This is a genomic window from Bradyrhizobium sp. ISRA430 (assembly GCF_029909975.1).
GTDB lineage: Bacteria > Pseudomonadota > Alphaproteobacteria > Rhizobiales > Xanthobacteraceae > Bradyrhizobium.
Genome location: NZ_CP094516.1, coordinates 4,240,527 through 4,263,416 on the forward strand (window position 1 = coordinate 4,240,527; position 22,890 = coordinate 4,263,416).

Here is a 22,890-nt window from a genome sequence, read left to right on the forward strand (position 1 = left end):
ACTGGGATTTCAGAGCTCAGTTTGAGAAGAAAACGCTGCCGGGACATGTATTTCGAGCCCGGCAGCGTTCTATTTCGAGACATGTAGAACAGCCAGCGGTGAACCGACGGGCCTTCCTCATCGATGGTTGTGATGTCCGAACGCTACGCAGGTAAATGCGCCCGGCCTGCACCCGTGGCACTTTCTGACGAGCAAGAGTGTGGAGGGTGATATGGCCCTGCACTTTACTCGCATGGATACTCCGCTGGATGAGCTTGAAATCTGGATGGCAAGCAGCAGCGGGTTTTCGTTTGTGATTAGCAATGAAAGCCGCACTGGTCCCGGGCTCCACGGGCAGCCTGGCTTCATTGCTTCATGGCGGCCGATCCACCTGAACAAGCCGGCAATCAAAATCGCTGGATCCCCGTTCAATACCTTCACCGAAGCCGAGAATGCCTGCGAGGCTTTCCTGAGACATCTGACGCGGTAACGAAGGGTGCTGGCGCACTTCGACGGTGCCGCCCCTCGGAGCAGCCTGGTGGATGGGCCTTGAGCCTCGTTTCCAAGCATCGCGATTTGCCGTGGTGGTCGGCAAAGCACTGGATCAAGTAAACCGGACTCATCCCGCAATAGGTGCGAGCTATGACGGTCGGCGGCTCGGGCACACTGCCCCCGTCGAAACGTGTGCCGAGCCTAGCCAGTCTTTCGCTGGTCGAACCAACCGGCTGTTGTCGGACTGAGGCAAATATCCGGTTTTGAAAATTGCTTGGCTGCAACACTTGCGGAATTTCAAAAGCACTATGGCGAGCAGCATCGGCTTGAACGAATGGCGCCATGCATCGGCCGCCAACAGGCCCGAATCACGATTGCAAATTCAGCGGGTCGGGACTTCGATCGATTTCCAGCGCTCGTGCGAACGAAGCTCCGTCGCCCGCTCCATCGCTATTCAGCCCCCAGCCCCAGCGATGGAGCGGGTCTCATCACACCACACACTTTGGCCTAGCCGCACCACCGCTGCCGCGGCGGACAGCGCGTGCAGCTAGAGATGTAAGCGCGCGAACCCCTCGCCCGATCAGGATTTGACCGACGTCACGGCCGCCGACAGCAAGCGAGTCGCATAGTCTGCCGTAGTTGCAACGAGAGGCGCCCTCTTCACCGCTTGAATACGCAGGCGGCCCGCTGCAGCGGGATTCGCCGGCGGCGATTAGTGGCGCGTGATTTGTCGCAGGTTCAGCGCGGTGCCGCTCGTCCGAACATCAGTATCTGTCGCTGTATCGAAGCCTACGAGCCGGTAGATCCGTCCCTGATGTCGCACCGTGTCGCCATCAATGGCGAAGATTGCGATCGGCGAGCTGGGCGAGATCCAGAAATGCGCGACCCCGAGCACGATCGCCGCTGCCGCTATGGCAGCGGACGCCCGCAAGGGCTTCGGATTGGCTTGCAACGGGACCACGGCCATGCGGACAAGCATACACCGGGCGCGACCGAAGTATGCCTCCTTTTAAAGACCCACGACTGGGTTTCCTGCCTTTAGGGACTGAACCAGGATGGCCAGCCGTAAATTTCGCAATATCGCCCGCCTCCGACAGCTTGAAAGATTTTAGCATGAAATCATCGAAGTCGAAGGAATGAACATCGAACGCAACAAGTTTTCGGCGATGATACGCCGGCGGTTCGGTGCTGCGGAAATTGCCTCAGCTCTTCACCGGCATACTGGCTCAGTAAGACGGATGGCGCGAGAAATGGGATTCATCTTGAAGAAATGACGCCAAATGCTTCCCCAGCCGTTTGCAGACCTGCGATCCGAACGCAGAGGTCAAGCGCGTCCACCCGAAGGCGATGCCGAGGAGCACGATGTCTAGATGCGCGCGCCCTGGGATGAGGCCGAGGCGCTGCAGCGCCCGCTTCCGGATGGCACGCTCAAGATCGTCGCAACCGGCGAAAAGGAAGGCCCCGCGCTCGCCGCCTAAGGCTGTGCACAGGCCCGCGGAACAGGTGGACAAGCCGGAGCTACGGCAATTCTGAATCCCTGGTCTGTGTTAGCAGCCCGGAACGGGCGCGGTCGGCAAGGAATCGTCCCCGGTCAGGAGCGATCTCATGCTGATGTTCAGGGAAAGCCGGCCCGCAATGCGGACGCTGCGAGGCTGGGCGATCTCCGTGCTCCAGGAAGCTGGCGCCATTCGCGAGTGCGATGAGCACGGCTGGATGCAGGACCGGGCTGACCCGCATGCCCGGGAGCGCGCCTTCGCCATCGCCCGTCGGGATCCGCCGGCTGGCATCTCCGCCGATGAAGCTGTCGCCGAGATTCGCGACGTTCTCGACTCGATTGGCGACACCTGCCCAGAGTGCCCGCCGGATTCCGGCTAGGCCATCTCTTCGGTGCCGACACCTGATATTGAGGACTGCCGCATGCGAGCGATTTCCTGCCACGCTGTCGCCACGCCAATCCAGCGTTGCCGCTCGGCTCCATCGGCTTCGGAGGCGGTTTTCATCGCCGCAATTGCTTCGCGCCCGGGGTCGTACTCGATGTCCATCGGACAGAAATATAGCCGCAGATCGTAAACGATCCGGCGTCGATGCGACCGTAGGAATCCGGGGACGGCGACGCGCTGACGCTGGCCGCGGCCGAGTCCTCAAGGAAGTGCCACACCCGTCAGTTCGCCCAACCTGACGATGAGCCGGTCCTGGAATTTCGGATCGGCGGTCTCACTCACCGGCTGCTCTTGCCGGAGGTGGTGCCAGTAGCGGCCGCTGACCATCGCGGCCGGCTCCTCGCTTACGGCCAGCCAGGTCTGGGTCCGCTGTCCGGTATCGAGATCCACCGGCGCTCCTGGGCCGCCCATCTTCGTGCGCGCCCAGCCGGAATCGACCGCGTTGCTCAAGACTTGAGGCCAGCGTCGCGCCAGCGCGAATGCGAGAGCGACTACGTGCAGCTTGCTTTCAGCGTAGGCCTTTGCTGGACCCCAGCTCCGCTTCTTCCAGTCAAGATCGTCCAGCGAACCTTCGCCGCTGCGATGCAGGCCGCTGCTGAGATACACCAGCCGATCGGGACGTTGGATCAGCGCCGCCAGGATATACGGCGCAAGCGCGTTTATCGCCAGGACGCCGGCGTGACCTTCCGGTGTCGAGCCGCGGCTCCCTTCCGTGTAGATGCCCGCGTTGTGGATGATCGCATCCGTGCGACCGATTGCGTTGACCTGATCCGCGATGCTTCGGACATCGGCCGCGCTGCGGAGATCGCCGACCGCGACTCCTGAGGCACGCGAGGCGAGCTCGCCGATGCTCGCGGCGCGATCCGCCGATCGGGCATGCAGCACCACTCGATGACCGTCGCCAATAAGAGACTGGGCCGCCGCGCGGCCGAGCCCGTCGGTGCTGCCGGTGATGAAGATGAACGCCATTTGATTCTCCTTCCCTACCCCAGCGACTTGGAATTCAGCCGCTCTTGGCGGACGATCTGGCGTCACGCACCGTGTTCGGGGAAGTGCCGCCTCGGGTCGAATATGAGACCACGCCCAAAGCGCGGGGGCCCGGTTCCGTGTTGAGACGTGTCACTGGCGCCGGGCGCAATTAAGGACGCGCCCTATCGGTTTGCTAGCCACAGGATCACGCTTAGCACCACCGAGATGATGAGCGAGGTCGTCAGCGGAAGGTAGAAGGCAAAATTCGGCCGTTCGACGTAAATATCGCCGGGTAGCCGGCCAAGCCCGAACTTGCCAAGGTCAGGCCAAAGCAGCCCAGTGGCGACCAGCACAAGCCCGAAGATGATGAGCGTGCGCGACATCTCGCATCTCCATCGGCCCTGCGGCCTGCGCCTTCAACACGCCCTAAGCCGACTTCCGCTGCGATCTGGCTGCCGGCTTTTTCGCCGCTGCTTCCTTCGGCTTCTTGCCCTCGATCGGCGTCAGCATCTCCTTCTGGCCGCTCGACGCCTTGCGCGGCTTCTTGGTGGGCTTGGCCACCTTCGCCGGCGCGGCCTCCTTGCCGACGGATCGGCGGAGCGCCTCCATCAGATCGACGACATTGGTCGCGGCGGGCCGCTCCTTCGGTGTGATCGGCTTGCCGGCGCGCTTCCCGTTGATGAGATCGATCATCTTCCGGTTGGAGCAGGCTCAATCCGGTCTCGATCTGCGCGAGCAGCCGTTCGATTTCCTCGCGCTCGTTGGGCCCGGGATCACTCTCAAGTTGCGCCACGAGCCGTTTCTTCCACGCCAGCAACTTCGCGATGGTCGAATTGGGCGCCGTGTTCGCCGATCCCGTGGTCGCCACCGCGATCCTCGACCGGCTCTTGCACCACAGCCACGTGCTGACGATCCGCGGCGACAGTTACCGGCTCCGCGCCAAGCGCAAGAGCGGCCTCATCCGGCCGCCGCCCGCCGGTGACGACCCTCCGGTCGGCTCCGCCTCCCTCCGGCCCGTCACCGGCGGAAACAACCTTCAACCGAGATCATAACCCAGATGGTGGGGGCAGTTCTTCATGACGCAAAGGGGGCAGTTCCGGATGGCGTTTGACACGCGGAGGCCACACCGCCGCCGCCCCGTCCAGGGGACGGGATGACGGCGGCGGCGGGCGCGGCCTCGCCATGATGGCCGCGCGCTCAGGTCAACTCCGTCGAGACGGGAGGTTTCCGAGGACGCGCGCGCCCATCCGCCCGTCAGATTTTTTCGATGGTCGCCTCAGCGGACTAGCACTGCGACGGCGACCATAAGTCCAAGCACAAGAATGGTGCCAGCCACGACGGCAACTAAATCGATCGTCGGGTTATGGAGGTGAAGGCGCATTGTCGCCTCCTACATATTGCCCCGACTCTCAGGCCCCGCCGCCTGGGGGTAGAGAGGGAGATCCGCGCGGCGACGGGACCCTGCGCGGCCAGGGGATGAGACCGCGCATTATCAACCGTCGCGACGGGCGGTCCGTTCCACCGCTGGCCGCAGGGGACCATCGATAGCAGACGGCCCTCGTTGCGATTTGTGAAGTAATTCACAAACGGCGAGAAAAGCCCGCCAGCCCGGCGTGTTCCAGGCCTGTGGCATGCCCCTTGCTAAATCGAAGCCAACTGGGATTTCAGCGCTCAGTTTGAGAATGAAACGCTGCCGGGACATGTATTTTGAGCCCGGCAGCGTCCTGTTTCGAGACTAGTGGGACAGCTCCTCAACTCCCGTCCCTTTTTTCCCGCAATGGGTTTTCACCGGTCGTTGTTTCGATTCGGCGTCTGTTATCCAGCGCCTAACGGAAAAGCCGCACGATGGAGAGTGGAGATACCGATGGACGACGCCGTGTTTGAAGCCATTAAGAGCAAGCTGGATGCCGAAATCGACGGCTTTCCGGAGACGCCCATAGTCGGAATCAAGCTGGGCTGGGATCGCGGCGCTCGACTATGCGCGCGAGGGCGACACCCTCGTGGTCACGAAGCTGGATAGGCTCGCAAGAAGCGCGCGGCACCTCTCAGAGCTGGTGGATGCACCGGAAACCAAGCGCGTCGGCCTCCGCATCTTGAACTTTGGCGGCGACGCCGTGGATACCCGAAGTGCCACGGGAAGGCTGATGCTGAACATGTTCGCTGCCATGGCACAGTTCGAGCGCGAGATCATGCTTGAACGACAGCGCGAGGGCATCGCCAAGGCAAAGGCGGACGGCAAGTACAAGGGGCGGAAGCCCACGGCGCGAGCGAAGGCAGAAGATGCTGTGCGCCTCTTTCGAGATGGCAAGAAGGTCGTGCACGTAGCCAAGGAAGTAGGCATTGGGCGAGGCAGTGTCTACCGCGCCCTTGAAGCTGAGGGTCTCGCATGACCAACTGCGCCGGGGCTGGCGCCGGCGCGTGTTTCGACCAGGATTCCGCTACATAGGGCCACGGTTTTTCGGGCGAGACATTGCCAAGTTTCGATCAGCGGTCCTGCGCGTTCGCAGATCACGTTTGGTCTGCCCGATCAGGCCGCGCTTAAGCCGCCGGAGAACGCGGTTGAGCGCCGTTATGCCCTTCGTGCCGTCAAGCAACGGCTTCACCAAGCATCATTCCGCATGGCCGTCATCACTGCCTACAACGGTCGTTGCGCATTGTCTGGACTGCCCGAACCTCTTCTTCTCGATACCGCACACATCGTAGCCGACAAGGACGAGCGCTACGGGCAACCCGTCGTTTCCAATGGCATCCCGCTGTCCAAAACCCATCACGCGGCGTTCGACGCGCATTTGATCGGCATCGATCCGGATTATCGCCTACACGTATCTGATCGCCTGCTGGCGCAGAACGATGGCCATCGAAGCCCTGAAGCGGCTCCACAATTCACTTGCCAAGTCGCGCCAAAGACCTCCCCGAAAGTCGGTAGTCTGGAGGCCCGCATGAGACCTAGGGGCGTCTCCTCGCCCGCAGTCTCAATGACCAAGCTGCCGTAGGGCGACCTCGGAGATTGCGTTCGGATCGGTAACGTCAGTCGTCCCGATCTGAATGATCTTCCGCGCGACCATGTCGCAAATCGGATCGTTCCGATCCACCAAGCTGAGCTTGCGCAGGGTGCGTTCAAAGGCCTTTAAGAGGATTTGCTGCTGCTCAGCGGTACCGGCCCCGGCAGTAGGGTCCCAGAAATCCTACTTCCTCTTTTTGGGAACCGGGAACAGGGCATCGAGGCCAACTCGCCGCATCAGTCATCCCAGATGCGTTCGCCGCACTGGCACTGATACAGCCTCACGCTCCGTCCTGTTCTTGGGTCGAGCAACTGGTGAGCAAGGCGCGGGAACGCTGCGCATACCGGACAGCGGGGCCGCGTGTCCTGCGTCTGTTGTTGCTGGGGCAACTCGTCTTCCTTCTCGGTCACTTGCCCTCCCCATGCAGGGCAATAAGGCGCAGCAACTCCGACAGAGCGCACTTGTTCCTACGAGAAGAGAGTGGGTTGCCAGCGGTGATGCAATGACTGGCGACCCCTGCCGACCACTACCAATGGCTCTGGATCATCTCCAGAGGCCGTAACCGGCGTTGAATGAGAGGTATCGCAGTGCGTCCATTCGGAGCAAGACGGGCCTAATATGGGGTCGCAGTCAGGCAGGTTGGACGCTTCTCCGTGGGTGCCCAATTCCCCCTTGGGGCGCATCGCGCTTCGCGATTGATCAAGTTGTGTATCGACCGATCCGGATGCAGGTCCGGCGATACGACATGGAGCTTGAGCGCTTGAAGGCTGCGGGCTGTGACATCGTTAGGCAGAAGAAGGCGTCTGGCCGGAGCCGAGGGCCGAACGACCATCCTCGACTTCATCAGGCCCGGTGACACGTTGGTGGTCGTGAAGCTCGACCGGCTTGGCCGATCCACTCGCGATGCCCTGAACCTCGTCCACGAATTGGATCAGAAGGGAGTATCGCTCCGCATTCTTGAGCCCGAGGTCAGCACAGCGGGGCCGCTTAGGCGCATGGTGGTTACTGTGCTGGGCATGGTCGCTGAGATGGAGTTGGGCTTCATCAAAGAGCGGCAGGCGGCTGGCAAGGCCAAGGCCAACGGTGTTTATAAGGGCAGGCCGATCAGCGTCGATCACCTCCAGATCAAGACGCTACGCTCGCAGGGTCTCGGCGCGACCGCTATCGCCAAACGGTTGGGATGCTCGCGAGGCGCGATCTACAAGGCGCTCACCGCCAGTTAGTAGCGAACGAAATGCCCACGTTTGCGGGCAACGGCTTGAGCGACCTCATAGACCCCTATGCAAACCGCCGACTACAAGCGAGGGCCAATGCTTGAGCGTCTCTAGCGCGAACGTGAGCTTGACGCGCATCACGGGTCCCGATTGGTCTCGAACTTCTATCGCCATGTTGTGGAAAGCAGCGTCAGCGGGCGCAGAACCTGCATCCCGAGCCATATCAGCGAGTGCCTTGCTTGCTTCGACCTGGACAAGCGCAATTGCCGAGCAGCTATTGAGCCGGGTAAACTTGCCTTGTAGGGACAGGACACATGCCAACGTCGGCTCGCGAGTATATTGATTTCTGGATTGAGAACAGCGTTCACGCTGCGGAGCAGTATGGGACACCGGGCGCTTCGCAGGACGTAGGCGTATTGGTCGAACGCCTCGTCGAAGGTGCGAAGGGTCAAGGCATTACGCAGGACGCTATGGAGGAAGAAGTGGGCGACCTAACGGAGTTCATCAGAACCAAGCTGGCGACCGCAAACCAGATTGAACGTGATCGCCGCAAATGAGCTTCGATATCCCTCGAAAATTGCTCCAAACGGAGCCGCTGCCGGATGGCAGGCAAGGCAGTGATTCTGCGGAGGCGCAAAGCACGACGACCACATGCGTTCACCCAGCGAATAAGCTTGGTTACGGCTTGAGAGTGAATGGCTGAAATTGGCAGAGGAAGCGACATCGCGATCCCCATGAGGCTGTTCCCCTTTTCCAGCCTTTCGTTGAGCGTCACCATTGGCAGCGCGAGTTCCCCGTGGCGGGGGCGAGCCACACCTTGGCCAGCCGTAGATTTGTGAATGGCCGATGAACAAAACATGGCGGGCGGTGTTCTTCGATTCATGGATGACCGCAACATAGCGAAACGAATGGAGCAGGCCCTTGTGACAATTGCGCTTAGCATGGCGACAGTCGTTGTCTGCATGGGCCTGCTGGTGTTGTGGTAAAGGGCCAACGAACCGCCAGACACTGGCAGAGCAGTAGTGGCCTATATCCAATGTGCTTGGAACCAGTTCTCTCCTCGGAACTTGCTCCAATCCACCGGACGCCTTGCCGCTGATTGTCGTCCGGTGCAGAATGGCGGCCCTGACCTTGCCCCCGTGGTCGGGGCCGTTTCGGCGCGGATATTGAACGCCGGGAGACGGCGCAGACGCTGCAACCTACTTTTTCTGCCTTTCAAACTTTTCGATTGTCTCAGCGAGACGGGCCAGTTGGTCGTAATGCTTTGCGACTTTGCGGAGCGTGTCTCTGGTCTGATTGTTCACGCAATTCTCCGCTTTGGAGCGGAACTGCTCGGCTCGTTTCCGCCAGTATTGCGGCGGGTACATACGCTCAATTCCCCATTGCCGCCCTCACTGTGCCGAGTTCCCTTTGCGCCTAACATTAGGTCAGCAATACGGCTGCCAGTGATTCGGTTCCTTTTGGGTGTCCTCTAATCGGACCACACCATAGGTGGTCTGATAAATCAGATTGACAATTCAAAACAGACCAATCGCAATCAGACCATTCAAATCGGACTGATGGGGTTCAAGATGTTCGTTAGAGCCTACCTTCGCGCTTCCACGGATGAGCAGGACGCCAGCCGCGCCAAAGACCAACTCAAGGCGTTTGCGGCGGAGCGCGGTCTGTCGATTGCCTGCTGGTATGTCGAGAATGAAAGCGGTGCTTCTCTCTCCCGCCCCGAATTGTTTCGGCTGCTGGCCGATGCCTCACCTGGAGACGTTCTCTTGGTGGAACAGGTTGACCGGCTGTCGCGCCTCACCGCTGCCGACTGGGAACGGCTCAAGGCTGAAATGACTGCTCGGAAGGTGCGTGTCGTTGCCTTGGACTTGCCCACGTCATGGATGATGACCACGGGCAACGGCGATGAGTTCACCGGGCGGCTGTTCGATGCGATCAACAACATGCTCCTCGACATGCTGGCTGCTGTCGCTCGCAAGGACTATGAGGACCGCCGACGCCGTCAAGCCCAAGGACAGGCAAAGGCCAAGGCGGAAGGCAAGTACAAAGGACGCCCTGAGGATACGGAGCGCAATGCACGTATCGCTCACTTGCTGGCGTCCGGGCAGTCATGGAATGAGGTAATGGAGATGGTGGGGTGCAGCCGCACCAGCGTGGCAAGGGCAGCTAAGAGGCTGGCCGATACGAACGCAGCGGGACGGCTGCCATGATGCCCCTCCCATACGGCGATATTGACGGGAATGGCTATCGCCGACGCGGTTCAGGACTTCTGGAGGAGCTACGTCGCTCGCCTGACTCGCGCAGACCTCAACCGAGCTAACTTTGCAGGTCAAAGGCAAGCAGTTGCTTCCGGTCGAGCAGCCGGACCTCCCGTTGCGTGTTGCCAACGAAGTCGAGCGCTCCAGCCCGACGCAATCGCGCCAATGCGCGAGATACCGTTTCGAGCGTCAGACCGAGGTAGTCGGCAATGTCTCGCCGTGACATGGGGAGTGTCATGTTGCCAGCGCCGGCAAGCCGATCATCCATTTCGAGCAGAAACGCAGCAACCCTCTCGATTGCATCTTTTCGGCCCAGAAGAAGCATGTGATTTTCAGCGTGCTGGAGGCTTTTCGTGGTCATGCTGAGCAGGTTGCGGGTCACGACTGCATCGTTCTCGGCCACGGTTTCGAGGCTTTGGCGCTTGATCAGCCGAACCGTGGTTTCGACGACCGCTTCCGCCGTGAAGCGGTGCGTGCTGCCATTTTCCAGACCAAAAAAGTCGCCGACGAGGTGAAAGGCACCAATCTGACGGCGGCCATCCGCCAGAATTTTGTAAGTTTGCACGGCACCTTTCTTGACCTGATAAACGTATTCGGCAGGTTGTTTCTCTCCGTAAATCTCATTGTGTTCCTTGTACGTAAATTCGATTAGGCTGACGAGCGGATTGGTATCGCTGGTCATGCCGATGTCCTGGAGTGAATTAGGCTGGGACGCCTGCCCCTTCGTGATGCGCAGAAACATGAGCCAACCCTTCAACAATTGAACGGTCGAACAATCGTGCGCGGAGTGACAAATTCAGTTTCTACACGGACAGGATGTAAAGAGGCACCGTAAGCACCAGCTGTCCGTAAGGACATTGTACTGAGGGACAATGCGGGCAACAGGCTTTGGCCATGCAGCTTCGCTTCTCAATACGAGCGACGGCCTGCCGGCTCAGCCGCGCGGCTGCTCGCCGAGCGGACACCGCCGCTCACATACCGACTGGATCAATTCACCGGGCATTCAAGGAATTGTCGGCTTGTTGAGCAGTGTTGAGACAGCGGTGACGGCTTGCGTTGGGGCGAATGGCTTCTTGAGCAGAACGCTTTCTGGCACCCTTGTGATCTCCATTCGTGGGCAGCAGCGCCCATCATGCAAACGACGGCAAGCGCGGGAAGCATCTGCCTCGCTCGCTTCGCAAGCTCCCAACCAGTCATGCGGCCGTGCAAATCGATGTCGGTAACGAGCGCTTTGTAGTCGCCACCTCCGTCGAGCAGCGTCAGCCCTTCCTCGGCGCTTGAGACAACCGCTGTTGCAAAGCCACCCTCCTTGAGAGCGTCCTCGATCGTTTCCTGTATTAGGCTTTCGTCTTCCGCGACCAGCACGGTTGGCAATTCCACGACTTCACCAAACCCATTCGACTTGCCAGCCGCGCCAGCCATGGCCGATCGCCAGCCGCGCGGGAACCGGCTCGCCTCGTTCGCTTATCTGTTGATGCGCTTTAAACGTTTCATCGCTGCTACGTGACAACGCACGTTGCGCTTTGTCGAGCTGGATCGGAGCGGGCCAAGCGACGTGGGGCAGTGCGCGCTTGATGTCTGTTATACCCCTGACAGCGGCGCGAGAGCGGACGTTGTGGGAGGTCCGAGTCGGGCCAATTCCGGACGTTGTTGAGAAAGTGCGCCGGCTCGCGAAGAGGTGCGGGCCGGCGCACTTGGGACCTCGGCGATTGTTACTGGGTACGACCCTGGTTGAGGATCCTGTTCAAGGCGCCGCGAACCTGTTCGGGGTCCAAGCCCTCCTTCAGCATCTTCCTCGTCTTGAGGTCGTCCATCATACCCTCCATGACGTTCGCCGGGTTGAAGCTCGGCGGGAACGAGCGAGGCGGGAAGTCCTTAAACGTCGTCACGAACTGGAAGACTTCGTCCATCATCCCGTAAGCACCGCCGACGTGATTAAGCTGCCAATCCCAGAAGGTGTTGGACGTGATGTCCGCACGCTCAAACGGGTCCTGCATCAGGTTGAAGATTTTTTGCAATCGGAGCGTTGTGAAGGGCTCGGCCCACAGACCCATTGTGCCTTGCATGCGCTGCTCGGAGAAAACGTACTTTAGATCGTCCAGCCGCATGGCCACAAGCAAGCCGTCGTCGTCGGAGTAGAAGAACTTGTTGCGGGCGCTTTTCGTCCCGTTATTGTTCGCCGCGCCGCCGCTCACGTTCCGTAAGAATGCGGATTGATCGTAGCCGTCGAGGTGGACCTTGTAGTTCACGCCATTGGCCGTGTAGCCCGCCTTGAGCTTGTTGACGATGTCCGGCTCGCCGGCGATTGAACACAGCGTGGGAATCCAGTCGTTGTGACTCATCAGCTCGTTTGTGACGGTGCCGGGCCGGATTACGCCCGGCCATCGCACTAGACACGGCACGCGGAAGGCGCCCTCCCAGTTGGTGTTCTTCTCGCTGCGGAACCAGGTCATGGCACCGTCCGGCCAGGTGTTCATGTGCGGCCCGTTGTCGCTCGAGTAGACGACGATGGTGTTGCCTGCGACGCCCATGTCATCGAGCGCCTTGAGCAAGCTGCCCACCGTATCGTCATGCTCCTGCATGCCGTCGATGTATTCGCTGTCGCCGTGCTTGTAACGGCCGCGATGTTCGGCGCGCACGTGCGTGCGCAGATGCATGCGAGTGGAGTTGAACCAGACGAAGAACGGCTTGCCCGCCGTCTGCTGCCGCTTCATGAAATCGATGGCCGCGGCCGAGGTCTCGTCGTCGATTGTCTCCATTCGCTTCTTGGTGAGTGCGCCGGTGTCCTCGATGGTCTGCTTGCCGATCTTGCCGAAACGCGGATCGACCGTTGGGTCGTCTACCTCAGTCGCCTTGCACCTTAACACACCGCGCGGGCCGAACTTGGCGCGATAGGCGGGGTCTTTCGGGTAGTCGGGCAGTTCCGGCTCTTCCTCGGCGTTGAGGTGGTAGAGGTTGCCAAAGAACTCATCGAAGCCGTTCACGGTCGGCAGCGACGGGTTGCGATCACCGACGTGGTTCTTGCCGAACTGACCCGTGGCATAGCCGAGGTTCTTGAGCAGACCGCCAATGGAGGGATCCAGTTGACTCATGCCCATCGGTGCGCCGGGGAAGCCTACCTTGCTGAGTCCGGTTCGAATGATGTGCTGGCCGGTAAGGAACGCCGAGCGCCCCGCCGTGCATGACTGCTCGCCGTAGTAGTGCTGGAACTTGATGCCCTCGCGAGCGATGCGGTCGATATTTGGAGTCTCGTAGCCCATCAGGCCATTGGAGTATGCGCTGATGTTGGCGATGCCGATGTCGTCGCCCCAGATCACAAGGATGTTTGGCTTGCGCCCAGAAGGTGCGGGTTGCTGCGCTTGCGCCTGCGCCATCCTGACCGGCGAACTTGCGGCGAGGGCGGATGCCGCCGCCAATGTGGTGCTGCCGAGCAAAATGCTGCGCCGATTGAGGGTGGTCGGCTCGCCTCGGTCCTTTTTCTTTATCGTCATGTTTCTCTTCCTTTTCTCACGACACATCGGAAGCCGACGTGGCTCGTTGACGTATCAACCGGCTCGGCATGGCGTGCAGCCGGGCGGTAGCGGCGGCAATAATTCGGCGCGCACAAGTGCGAGCCGCCTTTGAGCACCTTGCGCGGGATCCTGATTTTCGGTTGGTGAGGGTCGTAGCTCGCCGTCTCTGGCCCGCCGCGCGGATTTTCCGGGATGCAGCACGCCTTCGAAGCGTCGGCTTCGTGCCCGGTCGACCACCAATCGGTGGTCCATTCCCAGACATTGCCGATCATGTCGTGGACGCCATAGCCATTGGGCGGAAATGCCGTCACTGGCGAGGTGCGCTCATAGCCATCGAGGGCAAGATTTTCGTGCGGGAACATGCCTTGCCAGGTGTTCGCCAACGCCCGTCCGCCCGGGGCAAGCTCGTCGCCCCACGCGAACTCGGCCTGCTCCAGTCCGCCGCGGGCAGCAAATTCCCATTCCGCTTCCGTTGGCAATTCCTTGCCGGCCCACGTCGCGTAGGCCTGCGCGTCGCGATAGGCGACGTGGACGACCGGATGATCGTCAAGCCCGCTGATAGAGCTGCGCGGACCGTACGGACGACGCCAATTGGCGCCGAATTTGAAACTCCACCACTGGGCCCAGTCGCGCGTGTCTACCGCATGCTTGGGTGGCGTGAACACCAGTGAGCCGGCCTTGAGCATATGGGACAGCGCGCCCGGGTAATCGTTCGGGTCGGGCGCAATCTCGGCGAAGGTGACGTAAGCGGTGGCATTGACGAACTTGCGGAACTCGCGATTGGTCACTGGCGTGCGATCAATCCAGAAGCCGTCGACGCTGACGCGGTGAACAGGCGCTTCTTCTGGATAATGCTGATCCGAGCCCATGCGGAATGTGCCGCCGGCAATCCAGATCATGTTCGAAAGGACCGGCTCCAGGCCCGCTGCCCCGGGTCGCGTCGTCGCTATCTTACCCCTATTCATCGAACCGTCACCAAGACCGAGCGACGAGTGGTCATCATCACGCATTCCTCAATCATTGCGCAGCGCATGCAGCCGCTCGCCGAGGGTGTGACCCGCGGCGAGGCTTTCATTCCGAAGCTTACCTAGAGTTGCGGGCGCGCGTCTATGCCAATCCGGCAGGTTGCGTGAGGGCAGGAGGTCCGAGCACTCCTGGCAATCCTAAAGTCTGGCCTCTGATGGGTGTCGCTGTCGACTTCCGGGGTGGGTCATTCTCGACTGAGCCAGCCAGTCCTGCCCGCCATCCAATGTCCGTTTTGACCTGAAAGCGACCTAGTTGTGCACGCACGAGAAATGACTGCTGTGCCAAGAGCGGACGTCAAACAATTGCCCCGAAACAAGCGCAAGCCGCCCTGAAGGATGCAAAGGGCACTAAGCTGGTGCTACTCGGCACCGCCGCTGGTCCAGTGCCGGGCCGCTCGCGAGAAATGACTTCACACGTGATGCTGAGCAACGGCACGGCCTATGTGCTCGATTGCGGGATGGGTGTTACCAACCAGTTTGCCCGTACTGGGATTCCCTTTCACGCGCTGAAATCGATCTTCATCACGCACCATCACCCCGATCATAACATTGAATACGGTCCGCTGCTGATCGTCGGCTGGATACAGGGATTGCCGCTCGACGTGCGCGCTTTTGGTCCCTCACCACTGAAGCAAATGACCGAGGATTTCATGCGCGCCTATAAGCAAACCGTCGATTTTTGGGCTGAGGATTTTCGGATAAAGCCGCTGACGTCAGTCAACGTCCAGGAGGTCTCCGCCGCTGGTCCGGTAACCCAGGATGACAACGTCAAGGTGTCGGCCATCCTTGTGGAGCACCCGCCAGTGAAGCCAGCGCTGGGCTATCGCTTCGACTTCACGGACCGCTCGATTGCATTTTCCGGCGATACAGCACCACTCGAAGCCGTGGCGAAAATGGCGAAAGGCGCCGACGTACTGGTTCACGAAACTATGTACGTGCCAGCCGTCGAGACAGCCATAAGGGCACGGATTGCTCAGGGTTGGCCGGTGACGTTCGACGCATTCATGGCGCATATGAAGGCGGACCACACACCCTCTGAAGATGTCGGCCGCATTGCCCAGGACGCAGGTGTCAAAACACTCGTGCTATCGCACCTTACGCCGGCCAGCGACAGCATCGACGATGAGACCTGGCGTGCCCCAGTGGCGAAGTACTTCAAGGGCGAGATCATTGTCGGCAAGGACCTGATAGTGGTGTAACGCGGTGAAGGCAGCATGTCGCCTTCAGGTCAAAATGCGAAGAACTCAGCGTGAGCAAATCTAGTCGGCTATGCCCCACCAAGCTGACTTCAAGTAGGGGCATCGCCACTTCGCTGACAGGCCAAATCCGGACATTATTAGCACGACGGTTAGCGCCGTCGGCGCCGCACTACTCGTTCGGCATGGCTATGCGATTTAGACCCTCTAGCGTCTGCTACAGCCAGCAATTGCACCCCGTTCGCGGCCGTGAGCGCGAGTTTGCGTGTGTCCTTCTTGCTAAGCAGCGAAGATGAAGCGCGTGCCTGTGTAGGAGCGCAGGAGCTTGTTCGGCATCTCGGTCTTCGCCATCTCGTAGAACGGCTCACCAGTGCAGTGCAGTGGAATGACGTAGTTGATGTCGATACCCTTCAGCGTTGTGATCGTGTCGCGCACATAGTCCTCCTTGTAGGGCGCGAGGTGGAAGCCGCCGATCACCGCATGAATCTTGTTGATGCCCGAAGCTGCTTGGGCTTGTTTGATCGCGTTGATTACCCCGCGATGGCTGCAAGAGGTCAATACGATTAACCCGCGGCCTCTTAGATTGAACGCCGTGGCGATCTCGTGCCGGAACTGGTCCGGGATGACATCCTTCGTCCGTTCGTCCTCCGGAAGCTTGTCGGCATAGCATCCAATGCCGTGGTCCAAGCCGATCTTCATGGCACTAGGGGACAGCAGCTTCTCAAAACTCGTCTGGCCGATGTGTCCTGTGGTGAAGCCGTGATCGGCGACCAGTGCCGGTCCTTCCGCATAGGTCACCGCAACATTGGCGTCCTCCAGTTCTTTGCGATCCAAGGCTCCGAAGTCGCCGCGCACCGGCGGAGCCGTCCATTCGCGGGAGCAGAATGCCTCCTCGCCGCCGATGTAAATCGGTAGCTTGGCTTTGAGTTTGCCGTTGTTTTGTTTCAGGAAGCCGGCGAGACCGCCAAAATGATCGTAGTGACCGTGGCTCAAGACAAGGGCATCAAGCGCGGCTGGATCGATGCCTACGAGATTGGCGTTGTTGACCAGCGCGTCCGATGTGAAGCCGAAATCGACCAAGACACGTCGTGTTTCGGCGCCGCGCCGCGACTCGACGTGCATCGACAGGCCGAACTCACTGATCAACGTTTTACCCGGCGGCTTGCCACCGCCGATGCCCCAGCCGAAGTGTTCAATCTCAACATCGGAAACCTTCCGGCTCGGCGCGACAGCAAATTGGTAGCTGTCGACGACCACGCGCACTGCCACACGATCGATCTCCGGAACTTTGCCGGCGACCGATTCTGCGCGTACCGGCTTTCCGCTGCCGATCAGCGTCGCCACGACGACGCCGAATAAGGCAGCACCGCCGCCGCATACCACATCGCGTCGATGAATTGCGTTGCACTGACAAATTAACATGATCAATCCTCCCTTTACGTGACCTTTGCTGCCGCAAGGCATCACGCGGAAAAGCACTCCAGGGCGGAGGCGTTGGGGTGCCGAACACACCAGCGTCTGGCAGCCCGCACACCGAGGATTAGACGCATCCTATCCCGCGCGGGATAGCGTGGCGAGTCACATTGGCCGGTCCGGGTCAGACTCGGAATAACTAGCAATGAGCACAACAAGTCTGCTTTACCCGGCAGGCGGACAACAGCGGTTAACTCAAGGAGGTCCGTCCCGGGCCGCGCCGCTGGACGAGTTCGGATTGGTTCGCGAGCGTCGCCTCCGAACTCCTCAGACCCGCGTCACGCGGATTTTTGCCTGATCAGCGAGCGCCGGTGCGGTGTCTTCAAGGCACGACTGGGCGCAGCAGACGCGCGGGTTGCCAAAACGCCGGTTAATTGCGCCGATACAGACGGTGATCGTCCGGCGCCTCAATGGATTGCTCTCGCTGCCTATCCACTTCGTTCAACAGCCAACCCGAACAGCGGACGCAATCGTGTCCCGAAAATGCTACCGACAAATGCTGCGGCTAACCACAGCCAGCCGTGTAGGCTTCCGGAGGCGATGCCGCTGAAGTAAGCGCCGATATTGCAGCCGTACGCGAGGCGCGCGCCATAGCCGAGCAGTAGACCACCGATAACAGCGGCCAGGAGTGAACGAGCCGGGATACGCCAAGTGGGCGCGAACTTGCCGGCGATGCCCGCCGCCGTGAGCGCGCCCAAGACAATCCCGAAGTCCATCACCGACGTCACATCGCGGAATATGCTCTGATGCAGCGCCGCCGATCGGGCTGGGTTCTGCCAATAACCCCACGAGGCGACGTCGGCTCCCGCCAGCTCGAATATTTTGGAGCCCCATAGCGCAAATGCGGAAGTGACTCCCCAAGGCCTTCCAGCGAGATAGAGAGTCGCGAAGTTGCCCAACGCCAGCGCAACAGCACCTGCGACGAGTGGCCATGGACCGTGTAGGGCGCGTCGCCAACCACGACGCTTTGGGACACCGCCGACCAGCAGCGTGCCGTGCCGGCGCTTTTCGATCACCATGGTAGCGGTCCAGATCCCGCCAAAAGCCGCCAGGCTGATCGCGAGCGCCGGTCCCCAGCCAAGCGTCTCGATGAGCGAAATGGAGCCGATGTTTGGCTGCTCCGACCACCAGGGCAAGTGCATCGCGCCGACGGCGGAGCCAATGATAAAGAAGAAAAGCGTGACGAACATCCGCGTGTTGCCGCCGCCCGCCGAGTAAAGCGTTCCGGATGCGCAACCGCCGCCGAGCTGCATTCCTATACCGAATAGGAAAGCCCCGACGAGCACCGATACCCCGAGAGCACCATATTCGCCATGGACACTCTGTCCGAAGAGCGATCCGTGCGCGAGCGCTGGAAAGAACAGCACGACTGCGACGGCGAGCATAAGCATCTGGGCGCGCAGTCCCGCGCCCCGTCCATCGGCGATGAAGACACGCCACGCCGAGGTAAATCCGAACAGCGCGTGATAGAGAACAAGTCCGAGGAACCCACCCAACACAAACAGTGCCCCCAGACGCCAAGAGTACGCCTCTGCAAGAGCAATAGCGCCCGACGCCAGAGCCGCCAGCCCGACCATCACCACGATCCTGTTGGCAGAATTCGGCTCTAACGTTTGTGAGTGATGGGGTGCAAGCAGCCTTGCGTCGACAGAAAGGTCGGTCATCAGAATTCCGAGATGGGATGAAAGGGTTGCGACTGGAAATGTAGAAATCGTCCTGCTGGCCGCAATCGGGCACGACGAGAAAAGCACCTTCTTCCCTCGAAGTGGCTGCGCACGAAACGTGCGTTCTTTGCCGGCCGCCAAATGTAAAATGGCGAGCGATGGATGGGCGTCTTGATAGGATAATACGAGACAAGCCCCTGAGATCAGTTCCGCTTCCTTCTGCTCGCGCAATGCCGGCTTTGCCGAGCTAAGCGATCAAACCATCAAGTCGGACCACTTCAAAATTGCCCTGCCTCAACAGGAAGGCCCCAGCCGGTCAGCCCCAGGGTGGCGCCTTGCTCTTTGTACTCGCGGAGGGGAACTGGGATACTTGCAGGCGCTGCCAAGCCTGCGGGTCGGCGGATGGATGGTTCTTCGGCGGTCGTTTCATGCCGCCGACGCTCGCTGTTGCCCCACGCGCTGGGCTTCTGTCCGAGCAAGGTCCTGCCACGCCAGAGCAACACGCAACCACTTCAAACGATCGACCGCGCTGGTCGCGGCTGCGGCTTGGCGCATCGCCTCCTCGGCTTCGGTTCGCGGGTCAACACCTTGGCGCATCCCCCATCCTGTAGCCAGTACAGCTTAATAGCCAAACAACGAAGCAGTCCGGGAAACTACGACTCGTCACCACCGACGCATAATTGACCAACACCATGTGGTCCGCCGCGCAAGCGGCCGGGTTTACCCAGCGTGATGCGCATCCGCAAAGAGCCTAGCTTGACGAAGCACTGGTTGCTCGGCTCCACCAAACTACAAGGTTTAGCGGCTTGTCTTGGACCTTGGCGCGACACATGTTTGAACTATGGGCACCAAGCGAGGGGATTTACTGCGCGTCCGTGCGCGCGTCAGCCGAGTGCGCGGCAGACGCGCGCAAACAGGTCGATCGGCTCGGCTGTGAAGCCTGGAACAAGCGTGTGCTGGCCTTCAAGAGACCAGCCCAGCCCTCGCCGACGCTCGGCGATGCACTCAATGCCGGTTACGGCCTCTGCTGCGACACCAATCAAACCGTCGCGCTCGACATCGTGCGCCGACCGAAAGCGACGCCAATCCATGAGCTGGAGCGCTATATGCGCTGAAAGGACTGCTCGCAGGTGCGCGGCTATCCGTACAAAGCGATCCCATCTCGTCGCCCTACGGCGAACCAAGAGTCCGGCGAGCGATCCGCCATCAACGTGGTGGCCGAGGGAGCGGTAGCCCATGCGGAACTATCGGACGTGCAACTCATTGAGCGGTTATTCATTTCGAGAACCGCCCTATGAACCACATAGCTGTTATCTTGATCTTACTCATTGGCGGCTCTTCGCTCGCCTTGGCCCAGACTGCGGGTGGATCGAGTAGCGGCTCGGCGGCGAGCGGAACTTCAGCGACCGGATCCACAGGTTATGAGGACGGCACCCTATCGACCGGGCACACCATAAGCGGCACTGCGGGCTCCTCCAGTCCGAACGGAGGCAACGCGCTCGGCCACGCAGCGACCGGCGGCGACGTGGATGCTTCCTCGGTTACCCAGGCTCCAACCTCGCATGACAACGCGGTGGATACGCCCGCCGCTGAACGCGCCATGAAGAACTTGGGCAATACCGATATTGGCATTCTCAAGAAGTAAGACCATTCTGCAAGTCGGGCTCGGTCTTGGCGTTTGCGGCTATTCTCGGTAGTCTCCGCGCCTAATGTGCAACCTCTATTCAGTTACGACGAACCAGGAGGCGATCCGCGCCCTCTTTCGCGTCATCAATCGCTATATCGGCAACCTGCCGCCGATGCCGGGAGTCTTCCCGGACTATCCCGCACCGGTGATCCGAAATGCCGGCGACGAGCGCGAGATGGTGCCGATGCGTTGGGGTATGCCACCGCCGCCAAAGACCAGCGGCCCGCCGGTTACCAACACCCGAAACACTTCCTCGCCTCATTGGCGGGGATGGCTGAAGCCGGAGAACCGTTGCCTGGTGCCCTTCAACAGCTTCGCCGAGTTCGCGCCCGAGCCGAACCCCGAGACGAAGAGGAAGGACGTGGTCTGGTTCGCGCTGAACAACCATCGGCCGCTCTGCGCCTTTGCCGGCATCTGGACCGAGTTCGAAGGCGACCGCGGCACCAAGTCCAAGCCGATCCCAGGGCCGCATCTGGTTTACGGCTTTCTGACGACGTCGCCGAACGCGGTAGTCGAACCTATCCATCCGAAAGCCATGCCGGTGATCCTGATGACCGACGAAGAGCGTGACGTCTGGATGCGTGCGCCATGGGACGAAGCGAAAGCCCTGCAGCGCCCGCTGCCGGACGATGCACTCAAGATCGTCGCACGAGGCGCCGACAAGGAAGATAAAGCTGCTGCCTGACGAGATCGGCAGCGTCCTATTTCGACTGAGACAGCCGAAAACGTCAATCGACGTGCCGTGCCCAGCGATTAATTGGCCGTCCGGAATTGACGCAGGTAATGCGTCCGGCCTGCACGCGTGGCACTTTCTGACGAGCAAGAGTGTGGAGGGTGATATGGCCCTGCACTTTACTCGCTTGGATACTCCGCGGGAGCTTGAAATCTGGATGGCGAGCAGCAGCGGGTTTTCGTTTGTGATTAGAAATGAAAGTCGCACTGGTCCCGGGCTCCACGGGCAGCCTGGCTTCATTGCCTCATGGCGGCCCATCCACCTGAACAAGCCGGCGATCAAAATTGCTGGATCTCCGTTCGATACCTTCGTCGAAGCTGAGAATGCGTGTGAGGCTTTCCTGAGACATCTGACTCAGTAAAAGGATGGCCGCGCTACCCCGCTGAGTGCGGCTCATGTTTCAGTGCACTAAGTCACGCGAGGCGATCTACGGCGCGTGCGAACGCTCAGGCGCCCGCGAGGCTACCGTCGGCCATGAAGTGTTGCTATACGGCCAGCGATGCCGCCCCCTGTTGGGACCCCCACACGGCCCAATCCAAATTGTTCTGGCGTCCCGTGGCAATGTCACTGGCTGCACCAATCAATCCGGCAGCGGTATAGAAGATCAGATAGATGTTCGTCGTGGCTTTTGCGCACCCACAAGACGCAGTGGTTCAGTGCGGCTCGGAGCTACCACAGATCGACAATTTGCGAGATGATCGTATTGCCGCTTTGATAGAGGATGCCTCGCTCTGTCCGACGTCATACGGCCGCCAACGCCAACGGCCGCCCGGTCAAGATCACCTTCGGCCAGATGCGCAGCATGGGCGTGCGCGGCATCCTCGTCTATTGCGCCGACTATCGATGCGGCCATAGCGTTGCCTTGAGCGCCAATCGATGGTCCGACGACGTGCGACTATCGGACCTTGAGTCGCGGTTCATCTGTCAGGCTTGCGGTAGACGAGGGCCGAAGTCCGGCCGGACTTCGATTGGAACACGCCGACAGTGCCAGCTATGGGTTACCGATGAAACTCACGACCGAACATCCCTTCGCTAACCCGGAAGCCGCGGCCCGCAAGTTGATCGAGCTGACTGCCGGTATCGAGCCGGCTCAAGACGCATCGACATCGAGAAAATCAATGCTCCTTGTCTCTACACGCTCAAGGCAAGTGGTGAGGAGTTCGGCGCCGGCATCAAGCATGCCGTCGAACGCGGCTGGCTCGAGCTGCATTAAAGCGGAACATACGTGCGACTGATCAAAGCCGAGAGAAACGGCCTCAGCATAACCCTATTGCCGGGGGTCATTGGAGGTCGCTTGGCGGTAATGGGCGCGCCAAGCGGGCCAATGTCCAGATCAAGGCACTACGACGGTCATGTTTACTTTTGCACAGACCAGCGTTTTCTCCCTGCCGTTTAAGGCCCCGGAGCTTCGAGCATATCGAAGAACCGAGAATGCAATGTGATAGGGTACTTAGAGCCGTCGAGTAAGACCCTGAACTGGCTGGCAGTCGCACCGCGCCCGACAATAATGCCTCGCTTACCGGATAGCCTGGGGCCGGCGGCGTCTACGACCACTATCCGACTTCCATTTATGAGTTCAGTCTTGGCGATCAACAGATCGGGCAACTTGGGCAAAACGCGACTGGTGCGGGTCATGACGGAAATTAGTTATCGGAAACAATGCTAAGACTTTGAACGCAGCGTTCTGTTCGGTTGAGCACACTTGTATTGATGCTGCTGCGCGGAGCAATTGATGATTTGGGGCTT

At 60.3% G+C, this 22,890-nt stretch carries 21 protein-coding genes and 5 pseudogenes; 16 read left to right on the forward strand and 10 right to left on the reverse strand.

Features of this window, described 5'->3' with window-relative positions:
- The first annotated feature begins 211 nt into the window (after window positions 1-211).
- Window positions 212-469, forward strand: coding sequence for a hypothetical protein (locus MTX21_RS20230; RefSeq protein ID WP_280966487.1), 258 nt, complete (start codon window positions 212-214; stop codon window positions 467-469).
- Window positions 470-1,183: 714 nt separating this feature from the next.
- Here MTX21_RS20230 and MTX21_RS20235 read toward each other — a convergent pair.
- Window positions 1,184-1,438, reverse strand: a complete 255-nt coding sequence (locus MTX21_RS20235) for a hypothetical protein (RefSeq protein WP_280971403.1) — start codon at window positions 1,436-1,438, stop codon at window positions 1,184-1,186.
- 335 nt (window positions 1,439-1,773) lie between these two features.
- On the opposite strand from MTX21_RS20235, the pseudogene MTX21_RS20240 reads away from it, so the two are divergent.
- Window positions 1,774-1,949: pseudogene (locus tag MTX21_RS20240) on the forward strand (SOS response-associated peptidase); the annotation flags it as partial.
- A 127-nt stretch (window positions 1,950-2,076) separates the two neighbouring features.
- Window positions 2,077-2,346 carry a hypothetical protein gene (locus MTX21_RS20245; RefSeq protein ID WP_280966489.1) on the forward strand — a complete coding sequence of 90 codons (270 nt, stop codon included), beginning with the start codon at window positions 2,077-2,079 and terminating at the stop codon, window positions 2,344-2,346.
- Window positions 2,347-2,612: 266 nt separating this feature from the next.
- On the opposite strand, the gene MTX21_RS20250 is transcribed toward MTX21_RS20245, so the two are convergent.
- Window positions 2,613-3,380 carry an SDR family NAD(P)-dependent oxidoreductase gene (locus MTX21_RS20250; protein WP_280966490.1) on the reverse strand — a complete coding sequence of 256 codons (768 nt, stop codon included), beginning with the start codon at window positions 3,378-3,380 and terminating at the stop codon, window positions 2,613-2,615.
- 32 nt (window positions 3,381-3,412) lie between these two features.
- Between MTX21_RS20250 and MTX21_RS20255 the strand changes: the two are divergent.
- Window positions 3,413-3,514, forward strand: a pseudogene (locus tag MTX21_RS20255) (transcriptional regulator); the annotation flags it as partial.
- A 48-nt stretch (window positions 3,515-3,562) separates the two neighbouring features.
- On the opposite strand, the gene MTX21_RS20260 reads toward MTX21_RS20255, so the two are convergent.
- Both MTX21_RS20260 and MTX21_RS20265 read right to left on the reverse strand, forming a co-directional pair.
- Complete coding sequence (locus MTX21_RS20260; protein ID WP_280966491.1) at window positions 3,563-3,763, reverse strand: DUF2905 domain-containing protein; 201 nt, start codon at window positions 3,761-3,763, stop codon at window positions 3,563-3,565.
- A gap of 43 nt (window positions 3,764-3,806) precedes the next feature.
- A pseudogene (locus MTX21_RS20265) lies at window positions 3,807-4,073 on the reverse strand (Ku protein); the annotation flags it as partial.
- A gap of 137 nt (window positions 4,074-4,210) precedes the next feature.
- Between MTX21_RS20265 and MTX21_RS20270 the strand changes: the two are divergent.
- From MTX21_RS20270 to MTX21_RS20305, 8 genes and pseudogenes are all read left to right on the forward strand, one after another.
- A pseudogene (locus tag MTX21_RS20270) lies at window positions 4,211-4,432 on the forward strand (ATP-binding protein); the annotation flags it as partial.
- Window positions 4,433-5,244: 812 nt separating this feature from the next.
- Entirely contained in the window at window positions 5,245-5,400 is a 156-nt protein-coding gene (locus MTX21_RS20275) for a hypothetical protein (RefSeq protein ID WP_280966492.1), read from the forward strand.
- Complete coding sequence (locus MTX21_RS20280) at window positions 5,381-5,770, forward strand: recombinase family protein (protein ID WP_341511983.1); 390 nt, start codon at window positions 5,381-5,383, stop codon at window positions 5,768-5,770. The genes MTX21_RS20275 and MTX21_RS20280 overlap by 20 nt, the downstream gene beginning before the upstream one ends.
- Before the next feature lie 228 nt (window positions 5,771-5,998).
- A complete protein-coding gene (locus tag MTX21_RS20285) occupies window positions 5,999-6,373 on the forward strand; it encodes an HNH endonuclease signature motif containing protein (protein ID WP_280966493.1) in 375 nt (124 codons plus the stop codon).
- Between the two features lie 872 nt (window positions 6,374-7,245).
- Window positions 7,246-7,605, forward strand: a complete 360-nt coding sequence (locus tag MTX21_RS20290; protein ID WP_341511997.1) for a recombinase family protein — start codon at window positions 7,246-7,248, stop codon at window positions 7,603-7,605.
- Between the two features lie 305 nt (window positions 7,606-7,910).
- A complete protein-coding gene (locus MTX21_RS20295; protein ID WP_280966494.1) occupies window positions 7,911-8,153 on the forward strand; it encodes a hypothetical protein in 243 nt (80 codons plus the stop codon).
- 282 nt (window positions 8,154-8,435) lie between these two features.
- Window positions 8,436-8,582: a hypothetical protein gene (locus MTX21_RS20300; RefSeq protein ID WP_280966495.1), complete on the forward strand. Its 147-nt coding sequence runs from the start codon at window positions 8,436-8,438 to the stop codon at window positions 8,580-8,582.
- Between the two features lie 585 nt (window positions 8,583-9,167).
- On the forward strand, window positions 9,168-9,806 hold the full coding sequence (locus MTX21_RS20305) for a recombinase family protein (RefSeq protein WP_280966496.1): 639 nt from the start codon (window positions 9,168-9,170) through the stop codon (window positions 9,804-9,806).
- Window positions 9,807-9,912: 106 nt separating this feature from the next.
- Here MTX21_RS20305 and MTX21_RS20310 read toward each other — a convergent pair whose 3' ends face one another.
- From MTX21_RS20310 to MTX21_RS20325, 4 genes are all read right to left on the reverse strand, one after another.
- Window positions 9,913-10,596 carry a helix-turn-helix domain-containing protein gene (locus MTX21_RS20310; RefSeq protein ID WP_280966497.1) on the reverse strand — a complete coding sequence of 228 codons (684 nt, stop codon included), beginning with the start codon at window positions 10,594-10,596 and terminating at the stop codon, window positions 9,913-9,915.
- Window positions 10,597-10,841: 245 nt separating this feature from the next.
- Window positions 10,842-11,276 (reverse strand): response regulator, encoded by a 435-nt coding sequence (locus MTX21_RS20315; protein WP_341511982.1) that lies wholly within the window; start codon window positions 11,274-11,276, stop codon window positions 10,842-10,844.
- Between the two features lie 290 nt (window positions 11,277-11,566).
- Window positions 11,567-13,345 (reverse strand): arylsulfatase, encoded by a 1,779-nt coding sequence (locus MTX21_RS20320; RefSeq protein WP_280966498.1) that lies wholly within the window; start codon window positions 13,343-13,345, stop codon window positions 11,567-11,569.
- Window positions 13,342-14,265 (reverse strand): formylglycine-generating enzyme family protein, encoded by a 924-nt coding sequence (locus tag MTX21_RS20325; protein WP_280966499.1) that lies wholly within the window; start codon window positions 14,263-14,265, stop codon window positions 13,342-13,344. Before MTX21_RS20325 ends, MTX21_RS20320 begins: the two co-directional genes overlap by 4 nt.
- Before the next feature lie 545 nt (window positions 14,266-14,810).
- Here MTX21_RS20325 and MTX21_RS20330 point away from each other — a divergent pair.
- A complete protein-coding gene (locus MTX21_RS20330) occupies window positions 14,811-15,590 on the forward strand; it encodes an MBL fold metallo-hydrolase (RefSeq protein ID WP_280971114.1) in 780 nt (259 codons plus the stop codon).
- Between the two features lie 276 nt (window positions 15,591-15,866).
- Here MTX21_RS20330 and MTX21_RS20335 read toward each other — a convergent pair whose 3' ends face one another.
- Both MTX21_RS20335 and MTX21_RS20340 read right to left on the reverse strand, forming a co-directional pair.
- Window positions 15,867-17,009, reverse strand: a complete 1,143-nt coding sequence (locus MTX21_RS20335; protein WP_280966500.1) for an MBL fold metallo-hydrolase — start codon at window positions 17,007-17,009, stop codon at window positions 15,867-15,869.
- 479 nt (window positions 17,010-17,488) lie between these two features.
- Entirely contained in the window at window positions 17,489-18,724 is a 1,236-nt protein-coding gene (locus MTX21_RS20340; protein ID WP_280971115.1) for a YeeE/YedE family protein, read from the reverse strand.
- Between the two features lie 830 nt (window positions 18,725-19,554).
- Between MTX21_RS20340 and MTX21_RS20345 the strand changes: the two are divergent.
- The 3 genes and pseudogenes from MTX21_RS20345 (at window position 19,555) to MTX21_RS20355 (ending at window position 21,096) form a co-directional block, all read left to right on the forward strand.
- A pseudogene (locus tag MTX21_RS20345) lies at window positions 19,555-19,957 on the forward strand (hypothetical protein).
- Between the two features lie 61 nt (window positions 19,958-20,018).
- Window positions 20,019-20,369, forward strand: coding sequence for a hypothetical protein (locus MTX21_RS20350; protein WP_280966501.1), 351 nt, complete (start codon window positions 20,019-20,021; stop codon window positions 20,367-20,369).
- 64 nt (window positions 20,370-20,433) lie between these two features.
- Window positions 20,434-21,096 carry an SOS response-associated peptidase gene (locus MTX21_RS20355; RefSeq protein WP_280966502.1) on the forward strand — a complete coding sequence of 221 codons (663 nt, stop codon included), beginning with the start codon at window positions 20,434-20,436 and terminating at the stop codon, window positions 21,094-21,096.
- The last annotated feature ends 1,794 nt before the right edge of the window (window positions 21,097-22,890 follow it).